The sequence below is a fragment of the Pseudomonas sp. 8_5_2 genome, from assembly GCF_059295255.1.
Window position 1 is genome coordinate 4934174 of sequence record NZ_CM181238.1, and the last position, 15099, is coordinate 4949272.

General features: G+C 62.8%; 12 protein-coding genes. 2 read left to right on the forward strand and 10 right to left on the reverse strand.

The genetic code is table 11. The features are described from left to right. Positions 1 to 64: 64 nt before the first annotated feature. Complete coding sequence (secA, locus tag AC5O5R_RS22575; RefSeq protein ID WP_172287273.1) at positions 65 to 2800, reverse strand: preprotein translocase subunit SecA; 2736 nt, start codon at positions 2798 to 2800, stop codon at positions 65 to 67. Between the two features lie 328 nt (positions 2801 to 3128). Between secA and AC5O5R_RS22580 the strand changes: the two genes are divergently transcribed. Then, positions 3129 to 3584, forward strand: coding sequence for a DUF721 domain-containing protein (locus AC5O5R_RS22580; protein ID WP_172230923.1), 456 nt, complete (start codon positions 3129 to 3131; stop codon positions 3582 to 3584). Positions 3585 to 3683: 99 nt separating this feature from the next. Beyond that, entirely contained in the window at positions 3684 to 4571 is an 888-nt protein-coding gene (locus AC5O5R_RS22585) for a hypothetical protein (RefSeq protein WP_172230927.1), read from the forward strand. A gap of 76 nt (positions 4572 to 4647) precedes the next feature. On the opposite strand, the gene lpxC is transcribed toward AC5O5R_RS22585, so the two are convergent. The 9 genes from lpxC to murD form a co-directional block, all read right to left on the reverse strand. Next, on the reverse strand, positions 4648 to 5559 hold the full coding sequence (lpxC, locus tag AC5O5R_RS22590; protein ID WP_016488957.1) for a UDP-3-O-acyl-N-acetylglucosamine deacetylase: 912 nt from the start codon (positions 5557 to 5559) through the stop codon (positions 4648 to 4650). A gap of 112 nt (positions 5560 to 5671) precedes the next feature. Beyond that, positions 5672 to 6868 (reverse strand): cell division protein FtsZ, encoded by a 1197-nt coding sequence (gene ftsZ, locus AC5O5R_RS22595; protein ID WP_016488958.1) that lies wholly within the window; start codon positions 6866 to 6868, stop codon positions 5672 to 5674. Between the two features lie 55 nt (positions 6869 to 6923). Next, positions 6924 to 8186 (reverse strand): cell division protein FtsA, encoded by a 1263-nt coding sequence (gene ftsA, locus AC5O5R_RS22600; RefSeq protein WP_016488959.1) that lies wholly within the window; start codon positions 8184 to 8186, stop codon positions 6924 to 6926. Positions 8187 to 8200: 14 nt separating this feature from the next. Then, positions 8201 to 9070: a cell division protein FtsQ/DivIB gene (locus AC5O5R_RS22605; protein WP_172230783.1), complete on the reverse strand. Its 870-nt coding sequence runs from the start codon at positions 9068 to 9070 to the stop codon at positions 8201 to 8203. A gap of 5 nt (positions 9071 to 9075) precedes the next feature. Next, entirely contained in the window at positions 9076 to 10032 is a 957-nt protein-coding gene (locus tag AC5O5R_RS22610) for a D-alanine--D-alanine ligase (RefSeq protein ID WP_172230780.1), read from the reverse strand. Further along, on the reverse strand, positions 10029 to 11477 hold the full coding sequence (gene murC / locus AC5O5R_RS22615) for a UDP-N-acetylmuramate--L-alanine ligase (protein WP_172230777.1): 1449 nt from the start codon (positions 11475 to 11477) through the stop codon (positions 10029 to 10031). The genes AC5O5R_RS22610 and murC overlap by 4 nt, the downstream gene beginning before the upstream one ends. Continuing rightward, positions 11470 to 12549, reverse strand: a complete 1080-nt coding sequence (gene murG, locus AC5O5R_RS22620) for an undecaprenyldiphospho-muramoylpentapeptide beta-N-acetylglucosaminyltransferase (RefSeq protein WP_494511645.1) — start codon at positions 12547 to 12549, stop codon at positions 11470 to 11472. Before murG ends, murC begins: the two co-directional genes overlap by 8 nt. Then, complete coding sequence (ftsW, locus tag AC5O5R_RS22625) at positions 12539 to 13753, reverse strand: putative lipid II flippase FtsW (protein WP_218584640.1); 1215 nt, start codon at positions 13751 to 13753, stop codon at positions 12539 to 12541. The genes murG and ftsW overlap by 11 nt, the downstream gene beginning before the upstream one ends. Next, positions 13750 to 15096 (reverse strand): UDP-N-acetylmuramoyl-L-alanine--D-glutamate ligase, encoded by a 1347-nt coding sequence (murD, locus tag AC5O5R_RS22630; protein WP_172287536.1) that lies wholly within the window; start codon positions 15094 to 15096, stop codon positions 13750 to 13752. The genes ftsW and murD overlap by 4 nt, the downstream gene beginning before the upstream one ends. Between the last annotated feature and the right edge of the window lie 3 nt (positions 15097 to 15099).

The window sequence follows — 15099 nt, forward strand, 5'->3', positions numbered from 1 at the left end:
CCTTGTGTCGCGATGGGCCGCACAGCGGCCCCCGGATGGTTCAGGTTACAACAACCGGATCAGATCACTCGATCTGCCCGTGGCAATGCTTGAACTTCTTGCCCGAGCCACACCAGCACGGCTCGTTGCGGCCCAGCTTCTGGTCATTGCGCACTGGCGCGGCAGCGACCGCCACTTCAGCGCCCTCCTCGCTCAGTTGCTCGCTTTCCAGGCCAGGGGCCGGGGCATGCTGGAACTGCATGCGGCTGGCCAGCTCCTCGGCCTCGCGGCGCAGGCGGGCTTCCTCTTCGACCGGGTCTTCGCGGCGAACCTGGACGTGCGACAGCACACGGATGGTATCGCGCTTGATCGACTCGAGCAGTTCCTGGAACAGGCTGAACGACTCGCGCTTGTACTCCTGCTTCGGGTTCTTCTGCGCATAACCACGCAGGTGGATACCGTGACGCAGGTGGTCCATGGTCGACAGGTGGTCTTTCCACAGATCGTCCAGCACACGCAGCAGGATCTGCTTCTCGAAGGTGCGCAGGGCGTCGATACCGGCCTGGTCTTCCTTCTCGGTGTAGGCCGTGGTGATTTCGCTGAGCAGCCGCTCGCGCAGGGTCTCTTCGTAGAGGTGATCGTCCTCGTCGAGCCACTGCTGGATCGGCAGCTTCATGGCGAAATCGCTGGCCAGCGCAGCTTCCAGGCCGGCCACGTCCCACTGCTCGGGCAGCGACTGCGGCGGAATGTGCTGGCTGATGGTAGCGTCCAGCACTTCCTTGCGGAATTCGACGATGGTGTCGCCGATGTTCTCGGCGGCCAGCAGGCTGTTGCGCATGTGGTAGATCACCTTGCGCTGCTCGTTGGCCACGTCGTCGTATTCGAGCAATTGCTTACGGATGTCGAAGTTGCGGCCTTCGACCTTGCGCTGGGCCTTCTCGATGGCGTTGGTGACCATGCGGTGCTCGATGGCCTCGCCCGACTGCATCCCCAGCGCCTTCATGAAGTTCTTCACCCGGTCAGAGGCGAAGATGCGCATCAGGCTGTCTTCCAGCGACAGGTAGAAGCGGCTGGAACCCGGGTCACCCTGACGGCCGGAACGGCCACGCAGCTGGTTGTCGATACGGCGCGATTCATGGCGCTCGGAAGCGATCACATGCAGGCCACCCGACTCGATCACCTGCTGGTGACGCTTCTGCCAGTCGGCCTTGATCTGGGCAATCTGCTCGGCCGTAGGGCTTTCCAGCGCGGCCACTTCGGCTTCCCAGTTACCGCCCAGCAGGATGTCGGTACCACGACCAGCCATGTTGGTGGCGATGGTCAGGGCACCCGGCGCGCCTGCTTGTGCGATGATCTCGGCTTCTTTTTCGTGATACTTGGCGTTGAGCACCTTGTGCTCGATGCCTTCCTGCTGCAGCAGGTTGGACATGTGCTCGGAGGTTTCGATGGTCGCCGTACCTACCAGCACCGGGCGGCCAAGGGTCATGCTTTCCTTGATGTCGGCAATGATCGCAGCGTATTTCTCGTCGGCGGTCAGGTACACCAGGTCGTTGAAGTCCTTGCGCGCCAGCGGCTTGTTCGGCGGGATGACCATCACGTTGAGCCCGTAGATGGACTGGAACTCGAACGCTTCGGTGTCGGCGGTGCCGGTCATGCCGGACAGCTTGGTGTACAGGCGGAAGTAGTTCTGGAAGGTGGTCGAAGCCAGGGTCTGGCTTTCGGCCTGGATGTTCAGGTTTTCTTTCGCTTCGATGGCCTGGTGCAGGCCCTCGGACAGGCGACGACCGGGCATGGTACGGCCGGTGTGCTCGTCGATCAGCAGCACCTGGCCGTCCTGGACGATGTACTCGACATTGCGATGGAACAGCTTGTGCGCGCGCAGGCCGGCATAGACGTGGGTCAGCAGGCCCAGGTTGTGCGACGAATACAGGCTCTCGCCCTCGGCCAGCAGGCCGGCCTGGGTGAGCATGTCTTCAATGTACTGGTGACCCGCTTCGTTGAGCTCGACCTGCCGGCTCTTCTCGTCGATGGTGAAGTGGCCTTCCTGGGTAACCTGGCCTTCCACTTCCTCGATGTGCTGCTTCAGGCGCGGGATCAGGCGGTTGATCTCGATGTACAGCTTGGAGCTGTCTTCGGCCTGGCCAGAGATGATCAGCGGGGTACGCGCTTCATCGATGAGGATGGAGTCGACTTCGTCGATGACCGAGAAGTTGAGTTCACGCTGGAACTTCTCTTCCTGGCTGAACGCCATGTTGTCGCGCAGGTAGTCGAAACCGAATTCGTTGTTGGTGCCGTAGGTGATGTCGGACGCGTACGCGGCGCGCTTTTCTTCCGGCGGCTGGAATGCCGAGACGATGCCGACCGACAGGCCGAGGAACTCGTACAGCGGGCGCATCCAGTTGGCGTCGCGGCGGGCCAGGTAATCGTTGACGGTGACCACGTGCACGCCTTTGCCCGACAGTGCGTTGAGGTACACGGCCAGGGTACCGACCAAGGTCTTGCCTTCACCGGTGCGCATTTCTGCGATCATACCCTCGTGCAGGGTCATGCCGCCGATCAGCTGCACGTCGAAGTGACGCATGCCCATCACGCGCTTGCCGGCCTCGCGCGCGACAGCGAAGGCTTCGGGCAGCAATTGGTCCAGTGTCTCGCCTTTGGCCAGGCGCTCCTTGAACTCTGCGGTCTTGCCCCGCAGTTGTTCGTCGGAGAGGGCCACCATCTTCTCTTCGAAGGCATTGACGATAGCTACCGTCTTGAGCATGCGTTTCACTTCACGCTCGTTCTTGCTTCCAAAAAGTTTTTTTAACAAAGGCGCAAACATATTGGCAGGATCTTCCACACGTAGGGATGGAGGGCGGCCCCATGAGTCGCCCGTGCAGCCCTAAGGCCGCATGCGAACGAGCATTCTACCCGGAAACGATGGTGAAGAAAGTGGTGGATTTCCACGATACTTTTACCGCGTTTTGGCAGGGGCTTGTCTTAGATAGGGGCATTGTCCCTGAGTTCAAGGCCTGGCTACATGAAAGGTATCGAGAATTAGTCTTATCTCGTCTTGCCTGTGTCGCCTCTTCTTGGCGGTTCGACGCGAAGAGGCCGGCACGGGCAGCTGAGGTGGTAGACTGCCGTTCTTGTAACCACATGCGTACCCCATGGCCTACAAACCCTCCCCCGCCCAGCCACCGTCCGCCCTGCTGCGCCAGGTGCGCCCGCTGCGCCTGCTGTTGAACCAGGCCGAGCGTCTGGAACACTTGCAGCGCCTGCTGGAAAGCCAGCTGCAACCCGCTGCCCGCGAGCATTGCCACGTGGCGTCGTGGCGCGATGGCACGTTGTTGCTGGTGGTAACCGACGGCCATTGGGCGACACGCCTGCGCTATCAGCAGAAGCGGTTGCTGGCGGCGTTGCAGGGCATGGAGGCATTCGGCAATCTCAGGCGAATTCTGTTCAAGGTCCAGCCCCCGCTGGTGCCGGCCAAGCGCGGTGGGCACATTGCTGAGCTGTCGAGCAGTGCTGCCGAAAGCTTGCGCGATACGGCGGAAGGTATCACCGACCCTAAATTGCGCGCGGCACTGGAACGCCTGGCATCTCACGCCTCGTTAAAGCCCTGACGCTCGATATCCGCCCTCCCGCAACTGATAGTTTTGCCAGTTTACGCAGCCTGCCGATGCGCCCGACTATTTGAACCCCGACACATGAGGTTCAATGCCATGAGCTACTTCTTTGATCACACCACTTTTGAGTCTGATGCCTGGAACGACTGGAGCGTCAATCCGACCTACAAGCATCTGGTCATTATCATCAAGGAAGAACACACAGACAACCACTGCCTGAGCTTCGCCCAGCACCTGCTGGGCACTACCATTTCGAAAACTTTCAGCGGGCTCACAAGTGGCACTGAGTATGTAATATCCGCGCGCGTGAAGCGTCTGGAAGGAAGCGACTTTGATCCAGAGCTCCGATGGACATTTGACGGCCATGATTCGGACACCGCCGAACGATTGACCAGTCAAGATTGGCACACCTACCGGGCGCGCTTTACCGCCTCAGGGGGCGAGCAGCGAGTAGCGCTGACCGTACGCAGCCTCCCGCCAATCCCAGATTCAGCACCGTCACCAGCCCATTTTCTACTAGATGAAATCTGGATTCATCCAAGCCAATGCGAAGAACTTTTTGACGGTTCCCCGCAACAGCTCATTCGCGAAGGCGCGAAGATTGATCGAGAAGTCATGACGATCCACTTCGTGTCGGGCGAAGGACAAGCAGGCATCCACAGATACACTTATCAGACCCCCGGAAAGCTGGAGAAAGAAGCCTTGGCGATGGGCATGGATGACAAGAAGCAGGAACTCAAGCTGGATCTGAACGGAGCGTTTTCCCAGGTCGATTTTCAACTGACCTGGCTTCAGGCTGATGCAAAAATCCAGTTTTTCAGCCCCTCGCACAAACCCTTGCATACGCTGGACTTGAAAAAAGTGGATGGCCTTGATCATTCGATAAATTATCGCTGCGGCGATGCAGAAACTATCGCCAGCATCGTGATCGAGGCTCAGGATCACATCTACATGGACTTCTTCAAATTCACCACACCGCTATAACTCAGGCCCTGGAACAGAATCCCCAATAAAAAAGGCCACCTCGCGGTGGCCTCAATGAACTAGAGAGTGTTCGAACTTACACCGCCGCAACAGGGCGCATGTAGGAGATCGGTGCCGTGCTGGCATCTTCGAACGTAACCACTTCCCAGGCATCGGTTTCAGCAATGAGCTTGCGCAGCAGCTGGTTGTTCAGCGCGTGGCCGGACTTGAAGCCCTTGAACTCGCCGATCAGGCTGTTGCCCAGCAGGTACAGGTCGCCAATGGCGTCGAGGATCTTGTGCTTGACGAATTCGTCTTCGTAACGAAGGCCGTCTTCATTGAGCACACCGTCCTCATCGACCACGATGGCGTTCTCGACACTGCCACCCAGCGCAAGGTTGTGCTTGCGCAGGTACTCGATATCACGCATGAAGCCGAAGGTACGGGCGCGGCTGACTTCCTTCACGAACGAGGTGCTGGAGAAGTCGACGCTGGCGCTCTGGGTCCGGTTGCGAAGCACCGGGTGATCGAAGTCGATCTCGAAGCTCACCTTGAACCCTTCGAAAGGCAGGAACGTGGCGCGCTTGTCGCCCTCTTCCACAGTTACCTCACGCAGGATGCGGATGAACTTCTTGGCTGCGTCCTGTTCTTCCAGGCCGGCAGACTGAATCAGGAATACAAAGGGTCCGGCGCTGCCATCCATGATCGGCACTTCCGAGGCGGAGAGCTCGACGTAGGCGTTATCGATGCCCAGGCCCGCCATGGCAGAGAGCAGGTGCTCGACCGTGTCGACCTTGACGTCACCGTTGACCAGCGTCGTCGACATGGTTGTCTCGCCGACGTTGGCCGCACGCGCAGGGATCTCGACCACAGGGTCGAGGTCGGCGCGGCGGAAGACGATGCCGGTGTCCACAGGTGCAGGCTTGAGGGTCAGGTAGACCTTCTCACCGGAGTGCAGGCCGATACCTGTGGCACGGATGGTATTCTTCAGGGTGCGTTGTTTAATCATGGCATTGGCCGCTTCAGCGCAAATTGCGAACAGGTATCAACAAAGGCTGAGGATGATAACAGACCCAACCTTTGATGAATACCAATCACCTTTATACCCCTGATAAATTCCATTAATCAGCCTGGCGACGCAGGAAAGCCGGGATATCAAGGTAGTCCAGGTCATCCTGAGGGTTCAGTTTAGCGGCTGCGGCAGCACCTGCATGGGCCTGATTGCGCATCACGGTCGGGCGCTCCAGGTCTCGGTAGTTGACTGCAGGCTGCTCCTGGCGAACCGGTGCCGGGTTGGACGCTTCGTACGCCTGCTGCGCGGTCTGCAGGGTGTTGTCGACCACCTTCACAGGCTTCTCGATGCGCGCACCCAGGCCAGTGGCCACAACGGTCACGTGCAGCTCGTCGCGCATGTCCGGGTCGATCACGGTGCCGACCTTGACCATCGCGTGGTCGGAGGCGAAGGCTTCGATGATGCTACCCACATCGGAGTATTCACCCAGCGACAGGTCCGGGCCGGCGGTGATGTTCACCAGGATGCCGCGGGCGCCCTGCAGGTTGACGTCTTCCAGCAGCGGGTTGCGAATGGCCGCTTCGGTCGCTTCACGCGCACGGTTCGGGCCGCTGGCGCAGCCAGTACCCATCATGGCCATGCCCATCTCGCCCATCACGGTGCGCACGTCGGCAAAGTCGACGTTGATCATGCCCGGGCGCTTGATGATGTCGGAGATACCGCGCACGGCACCGGCCAGCACATCGTCAGCCTTGGCGAAGGCGGACAGCAGGCTGGCATCCTTGCCCAGGATGGTCAGCAGTTTCTCGTTGGGGATGGTGATCAACGAGTCGACGCTTTCAGCCAGCATGCGGATGCCTTCATCGGCGATCTGCATGCGCTTGCGGCCTTCGAACGGGAACGGACGGGTCACCACCGCAACGGTGAGGATGCCCATTTCCTTGGCCACTTCGGCAATGATCGGCGCTGCACCGGTACCGGTACCGCCGCCCATGCCGGTGGTGATGAACACCATGTTGGTGCCCTGCAGCACTTCGGCGATGCGCTCACGGTCTTCCAGTGCGGCCTGACGGCCGACTTCCGGATTGGCACCGGCACCCAGGCCCTTGGTCACGCCAGTGCCCAGTTGCAGGATGGTACGCGCGCCAATGCTTTTCAGCGCCTGGGCATCGGTGTTGGCGCAGATGAATTCCACACCTTCGATGCTGCTTTTGACCATGTGGTTGACGGCGTTGCCGCCACCACCACCAACGCCGATCACCTTGATGACCGGGCTTTGCGGGACGTTGTCTACGAGCTCGAACATTTTCCCTCTCCTTACAGTTCTCTAGTTGTTGCGCCTACCACTACTGCTTTGAAACTTAGAAGTTGCCCTGGACCCACTTCTTGAAGCGCTCAAGCACTGGGGCCTTCGGTTCATCGCCATAGCTGTTGTTGCTGCTGTTGGTGTTACCGGTCAGGATCAAGTCCTCGGACTGCTTCAGCAGGCCGTAGGTGAGCAAGCCCACGCCGGTGGAATAGATCGGGTTGCGAACCACGTCGCTCAGCCCCCGAACGCTGTGCGGTACGCCCAGGCGTACCGGCATGTGGAAGATTTCCTCGGCCAGTTCCACGGCGCCTTCCATTTTCGCGGTGCCGCCGGTGAGGACGATGCCAGCGGGCACCAGGTCCTCGTAGCCACTGCGGCGCAGCTCGGCCTGGATCAGGGTGAAGAGCTCGTCGTAACGCGGCTCCACCACCTCGGCCAGGGCCTGGCGCGACAGCTCACGCGGTGGGCGGTCACCCACGCTTGGCACCTTGATGGTCTCGCCGGCGCCGGCCAGTTTGGCCAGGGCGCAGGCGTAGCGGATCTTGATTTCTTCGGCGTACTGGGTGGGGGTACGCAGGGCCATGGCGATATCGTTGGTGACCTGGTCGCCGGCAATCGGGATCACCGCAGTGTGACGGATCGCGCCCTCGGTGAAGATCGCGATGTCGGTGGTGCCACCACCGATGTCTACCAGGCACACGCCCAGTTCTTTCTCGTCGTCGGTCAGCACCGAGTAGGCCGAGGCCAGCTGCTCGAGGATGATGTCGTCGATTTCCAGGCCGCAGCGGCGTACGCACTTCTCGATGTTCTGCGCCGCGTTGACCGCACAGGTGACCACGTGGACCTTGGCTTCCAGGCGCACGCCCGACATGCCCAGTGGCTCACGTACGCCTTCCTGGTTGTCGATCACGTAGTCCTGCGGCAGGGTGTGCAGCACGCGCTGGTCAGCCGGAATCGCCACGGCCTGGGCCGCGTCGAGCACGCGTTCGAGGTCGGCCAGGCTGACCTCGCGGTCGCGGATGGCGACGATGCCGTGCGAGTTCAGGCTGCGGATGTGGTTGCCGGCCACGCCGACGAACGCCGAGTGGATGCGGCAGCCAGCCATCAGCTGCGCTTCTTCCACGGCGCGCTGGATCGACTGCACGGTGGACTCGATATTCACCACCACACCTTTTTTCAGGCCGCGGGACGGATGGGTGCCGATCCCGACGATCTCCAGGGTGCCGTCTTCGCCCACTTCGCCCACCAGCGCCACCACCTTGGAGGTGCCAATGTCCAGCCCGACGATCATTTTGCCGCTATGCGCGTTTGCCATGGTCCTGCCTCTCTCTAATTCTTCGCAACGGCGGGTTGGGCCGTCGTCGGTGCAATCGGTTCCCGCCAACCAACGGCAAGTCCGTTGGAATAACGCAGATCAATGCGGGCGATAGTGGTGATCTGGTCTTTGAGTGTCTTGTCGTAAATGGCAATGAAACGGCGCATCTTCTCCACCAGATGGTCGCGCCCCAGCAGCAGCTCGACGCCCGGCCCGGCGCTGCTCGCGCCCGTAGTCAGGAACCAGCTGCCTCGCTCGCGCAGCTCCAGGCGAGCGATGGAAAAGCCCAGGGGGCGCAGCATCTGGCTCAATACCTGATACTGCTGCATGACTTGCTGTTGAGCACGCTGCGGCCCGGCCAGCTGCGGCAGGTGCTCGTAGTTGGCCAGTTCGCGCGGGGTAAAGGCCTGGCCCTGGTTGTTGAGCAAAGCCTCCTCACCCCAGCGCGCCACCGGCAGCTGTTCTTCCAGGCGGATCACCACCTCGTCCGGCCACACCCGACGCACTTCGGCGTGGGCAATCCATGGCATCTGCTCGAGCTCTGCGCGCATCGCCGGCAGGTCGACACTGAAGAAACTCGCCGCCACGTATGGCGCGATACGCTGCTGCACCGACTGCTGGCTGATGTAGCTGAGGTCGCCCTGCACATCGATCTTGGTGATCGGCCGGTCGGCATACGGCATCAGCCGGATGGCGCCCTCATAGGCAGCAAAACCGGCCGCCACCAGCAGCACCGGCCACAGCAGGCGCTTGAGGCCGCCCAGGCTGGGCCGCGGCAGGCGCGCCGATACGGGCTCGTCGGCCACCAGCCGGCTGGCACCACGCGGCACCGGCTTGCTACGGCCGGTAACGGGTTGCTGCTGACGTATCATTGCGCCTTGCATGTTGATTAACCTCGCGTCGTCACGCTTTCGGCCAGGATTGCCAGCACCAGTTGCTGGAAGTCCAGGCCGGCCGCGCGAGCCGCCATGGGCACCAGGCTATGATCAGTCATGCCAGGTGCGGTGTTGACTTCGAGCAGCCAGAACCGGCCCTGCTCGTCCTGCATTACGTCCAGCCGCCCCCACCCTTCGATGCCGATGGCATCGCAGGCGCGTGCGGTCAGGTCGATCAGTTCCTGTTCCTTGACGCTGTCCAGGCCGCACGGGATGCGGTACTGGGTGTCATTGGCGATGTACTTGGCGTCGTAGTCGTAGAACACGTGCGGAGTGCCCAGGGCGATCGGCGGCAGCACCTGACCACGCAGCACCGCGATGGTGAACTCCGGGCCGCGGATCCATTGCTCGACCAGAACCTGGGAATCGTATTTGGCGGCAGCCTGCCAGGCAGCGGTCAGTTCTTCGACGCTGTTCACCTTGGCCATGCCGATGCTAGAGCCTTCATGGGCAGGTTTGACGATAAGCGGGAAGCCCAGTTCCGTGCCGGCTGCAACACAATCATTTTCGCTGCTCAACACGGCATGGCGCGGGGTCGGAATACCCAGGCTCTGCCACACCTGCTTGGTGCGAAGTTTGTCCATGGCCAAGGCCGAGGAGAGGATGCCGCTGCCGGTGTAGGGAATGCCCAGGCACTCCAGCAGGCCTTGCATGCTGCCGTCCTCACCGCCACGGCCGTGGAGGATGATGAAGGCACGGTCGATCTTCTCGCTTTGCAGGCGGTCGAGCAGGTCGTCACCAACGTCGATGGCGACCACGTCGACACCGGCAGAGGTCAGCGCTTCGATCACCGCAGCACCGGACTTGAGCGACACTTCACGCTCGGCGCTCTTGCCACCGTAAAGCACCGCGACGCGGCCGAACGCCTTGACGTCCAGGGTCGAGTGCAGCTTGTCGTAGGCGCTGGTCATTTCGACTTCTCCTGCTTGGCGCCAGCGAACAGCGGGCTTTTCATCAGTTGCGGGGCCAGGCCGCCGACATCACCGGCACCTTGGCAGATCAGGATGTCGCCAGCACGCAGCAGTGGCTTGACCAGCGGCGCCAGTTCGGCACCACGTTCGATGTAGATCGGGTCCAGCTTGCCGCGCTGGCGGATGCTGTGGCACAGCTGGCGGCTGTCGGCACCGGGGATCGGCTCTTCGCCGGCCGGGTAGACCTCCATCAGCAACAACACGTTGGCATCGCCCAGCACCTGGACGAAATCGTCGTACAGGTCGCGGGTACGGCTGTAGCGGTGCGGCTGGTAGACGATCACCAGGCGGCGGCTTGGCCAGCCACCGCGCACGGCCTTGATCACTGCGGCCACTTCGGTCGGGTGGTGGCCGTAGTCGTCGACCAGCATCACACTGCCGCCGTCGACCGGCAGCTCGCCGTACACCTGGAAGCGTCGGCCGACACCCTGGAAGCCGGACAGGCCCTGAATGATGGCCTCGTCGGTGATGCCTTCGTCAGTGGCGATGGCGATGGTAGCCAGGGCATTGAGCACGTTGTGGTTGCCGGGCATGTTCACCGATACCTCCAGCGGCTCGCAGTCGCGGCGCAGCACGGTGAAGTGGGTCTGCATGCCCTGCTGGCGAACATTGATGGCGCGGATGTCGGCCTCTTCGCTGAAGCCATAGGTTACGGTCGGGCGTTTCACCTGCGGCAGGATCTCGCGTACCACCGGGTCGTCCAGGCACATCACTGCCAGGCCATAGAACGGCAGGTTGTGCAGGAACTCGACGAAGGTTTTCTTCAGTTTGTTGAAGTCACCCTCGTAGGTCGCCATGTGGTCGGCGTCGATGTTGGTAACCACGGCCACCATCGGCTGCAGGTGCAGGAAGCTGGCGTCGCTCTCGTCGGCTTCGGCGATCAGGTAGCGGCTGGTGCCCAGCTGGGCATTGGTGCCGGCAGCGGTCAGGCGGCCACCGATGACAAAGGTCGGGTCCAGGCCGCCGGCGGCGAACACCGAAGCCAGCAGGCTGGTGGTGGTGGTCTTGCCGTGGGTGCCGGCAACGGCCACGCCATGGCGGTAGCGCATCAGCTCGGCGAGCATTTCCGCGCGCGGCACCACCGGGATTCGCCGCTCGAGGGCGGTGGCGACTTCCGGGTTGGCCGGGTTGATCGCGCTGGACACCACCAGCACATCGGCAGTGGCGGCGTTCTCGGCGCGGTGGCCGACGAAGATTTCGGCGCCAAACGACTCCAGGCGCTCGGTGACCGGCGAAGCCTTGAGGTCGGAACCGGACACTTCATAGCCCAGGTTCAGCAGCACTTCGGCAATGCCGCACATGCCTACGCCGCCGATACCGACGAAGTGGATGCGACGAATACGGCCCATCTTCGGCTGGGGCATGGCTTTCTGGCTCTCAACCATGGGCCACCTCCAGGCAGATATCGACCACGGTGCTGGTTGCGGCAGGTTTGGCCAGGCGCCGTGCGGTGCCTGCCATGACGTTGAGTTTCTCGGGTTGCATCAGCACCTCGTTCAGGCGTTCAGCGAGCTGCGCTGCGCCAGTTGTCGCTTGTGGCATCAGGAAGGCAGCGCCTTCGCGGGCCAGATATTGGGCGTTGTGGGTCTGGTGGTCGTCGATGGCGTGGGGCAAGGGCACCAGCATCGAGGGCAGGCCCGCTGCCGCCAGTTCGCTGACGGTCAGGGCACCGGCCCGGCACACCACCATGTCGGCCCAACCATAGGCTTGAGCCATGTCCTTGATGAAAGGCTCTACCTGAGCCGCGACGCCCACCTCGTGATAACGCTCGGCGGTGATCGGCGCGTGTTGCTTGCCGGCCTGGTGGAACACCTCTGGCCGCACGGCGGCGGGCACTTCGGACAGGGCCTTAGGCAACAATTTGTTCAATGGTTCCGCACCCAGGCTGCCGCCCAGCACCAACAGGCGTGCACGGCGTTCGGCAAGGGGCGCGCGTTGAGCGTCCATGAACAGCTCCGGGCGCACCGGGTTGCCAGTGGTGCGACGTTTGTCGCTGGCCTCGAAGGTGTTCGGGAAAGCTTCGCAGACCCGCGCCGAGAGCGGCACCAGCAACCGATTGGCGGTTCCGGCCCGGGCGTTCTGTTCGTGAATCACCAGCGGTACGCCGCACAGCCGCGCGGCCACGCCGCCGGGGCCGGTCACGTAGCCGCCAAAGCCCAGTACGCATACCGGCTTGAGCTGGCGAATGATGCGTCGCGCCTGCAGCACGGCCTTGACCAGGGTGAAGGGCGCCTTGAGCAACGACAGCTTGCCCTTGCCGCGCAGGCCGCTGACCTGGATCAGGTGCAATGGCAGGCCAGCCTGGGGCACCAGCTCGTTCTCGATGCCACGCGGGGTGCCCAGCCAGTGCACGCTGTAGCCACGCGCCTGGAACTCACGGGCGCAGGCCAGGGCCGGGAACACGTGGCCCCCGGTGCCGCCCGCCATGATCAGTACGTTCTTGCCGTCAGCGGCCATGATTGGTCTCCTCGGCAAAATCGCTTTCGCTGAATTCGTGTTCCTCGCTGCCCAGGTGCGTGCGGCTTTCCCACTCGATGCGCAACAACAGCCCCACACAGGCGCAGCAGATCACCAGCGAGCTGCCCCCGTAGCTGAGGAACGGCAGGGTCAGGCCCTTGGTCGGCAGCAGGCCGACGTTCACGCCGATGTTGATCAGGAACTGGCCGATCCACAGGAAAGCCAGGCCGAATGCCATGTAGGCGGCAAAGAACTGCTTGGCCTTCTCGGCCCACAGGCCGATGTACAGCGCGCGCACGGTGACGAACACGAACAGCGCGATGGTCACCAGCGAGCCGACCACGCCAAGCTCCTCGGCCAGTACCGAGAACACGAAGTCGGTGTGCGCTTCGGGCAGGTAGAACTGCTTCTGCACGCTGTTGCCCAGGCCAACGCCCAGCCACTCGCCACGGCCGAACGCGATCAGTGCCTGGGTCAGCTGGTAGCCCGAACCGAACTGGTCGGACCAGGGGTCGGTAAAGGTGATAAGCCGCGCCATCCGGTAGGGCTGTGCCTGGACCAGCACGAATACCGCCACCACGGCCAGCACCACCATCAGGCTGAAGCGGAACAGCCCCACCCCGCCAAGGAACAGCATGGCCGCGGCCGCGCCCATCATCACTACGGTGGCGCCGAAGTCCGGCTCCATCAGCAGCAGGCCGGCCATGGGCAGCAGCACGATGAACGGCTTGAAGAAGCCCATCCAGCTTTCACGCACCTCGGTCTGCCGGCGTACCAGGTAACCCGCCAGGTAGATGACCACGAACACCTTGGCAATTTCCGAAGGCTGCACGTTGAAGAAGCTGAAGCCGATCCAGCGCATGGAGCCGTTCACTTCACGGCCGATACCCGGCACCAGCACCAGCACCAGCAGGCCGAAGGCGCCCAGCAGCATCATGAAGCCCATGCGCTGCCAGGTGGCGATCGGCACCAGCATGGTCGCGCCACAGGCGACCAGGCCGATGGCCACGTACACCAGGTGGCGGAACATGTGGTAAAGCGGGTTGCCCGACTGCACCGCAGCCACTTCCGATGACGCCGAGGTGATCATCACCAGGCCCAGGCCCAGCAACGCCAGGCAGCCGGCGAGCATGGCGAAGTCCAGGTCGATGCCACGGCCGCTGATCAGCGGCGACGGATAAGGCTTGAGGATGCCGAAGATCATGCAAGACCTCCCGCTGCCTGGGCGAACAGGCGCCCGCGTTCCTCGAAGTTCTTGAACATGTCGAGGCTGGCGCACGCTGGCGACAGCAGCACGGCATCGCCTGGCTGGGCCAGCGCGGCGCATTGCTGCACGGCATCGTCCAGGGTCTTGACGCGAACCAGTGGCACACCCTCGCCAAGCGCCTCGGCCAGGCGCTCGGCATCGCGGCCGAGCAACACCACGGCGCGGCAGAAGCGCTGCACCGGCCCGCGCAGGGCGGCAAAGTCGGCGCCCTTGCCATCACCGCCGGCGATCAGCACCAGCTTGCCTTCGATGTCGGCACCCAGGCCCTCGATGGCGGCCAAGGCAGCACCCACGTTGGTGGCCTTGGAATCGTCGTACCAATTGACGCTGTTGCGCTCGCGCACCCACTGGCAGCGGTGGGCCAGGCCACCGAACTCGCGCAGGGCTTCGAGCATGGGTTCGAACGGCAGGCCGGCCGCGTGACCCAAGGCCAGCGCCGCCAGGGCGTTGCTCTGGTTGTGGGCACCGCGAACCTTCAGCTCGCGCGCGGGCATCAGGGCCTGGAACTCGAACGCCAGGTATTTTTCGCCGTCCACTTCACGCAGGCCGAAGGCCTTGAAGTCCGGCTGATTGAGACCGAAGGTCCAGCAGGGGATGCCTTCTACCGGCAGTGGCCGGCTGAGGGCGTCCTGGCGGTTGACCACGACCTGGCGGGCGCCGCGGAAAATCCGGTGCTTGGCCAGGTGATAGGCTGGCAGGCCGCTGTAGCGGTCCATGTGGTCTTCGCTGATGTTCAGCACGGTGGCCACTTCGGCGTTGAGCTGGTCGGTGGTTTCCAGCTGGAAGCTGGACAGTTCCATCACGTACAACTCGACGTCATCGGCCAGCAGGTCCAGCGCCGGGGTGCCGAGGTTGCCCCCCACCGCCACACGCTTGCCAGCCTTGGCGGCCATTTCGCCGACCAGGGTGGTGACGGTGCTCTTGGCATTGGAACCGCTGATGGCAATGATCGGCGCCTTGGCGTGACGGGCGAACAGCTCGATATCGCCAGACAGCTTCACGCCACGCGCCGCCGCCTGCTGCAGGGCCGGGGTGGCCAGGGCCAGGCCGGGGCTCACGTACAGCTCGTTGGCGCGGCAAAGGAAGTCGACGTCCAGCTCGCCACAGCGCACTTCCACCTGCGGGTAGTCACGGCGCAGGGTGTCCAGTTCCGGCGGTTGCTCGCGGGTGTCGGCGACCGCAAAGGCAATGCCCCGGCTCGCCAGGAAGCGAACCAGGGACATGCCGCTCTTGCCGAGGCCGACAACGATGCGGAATTGGTCGGAAGCGATCAAAGACACGCT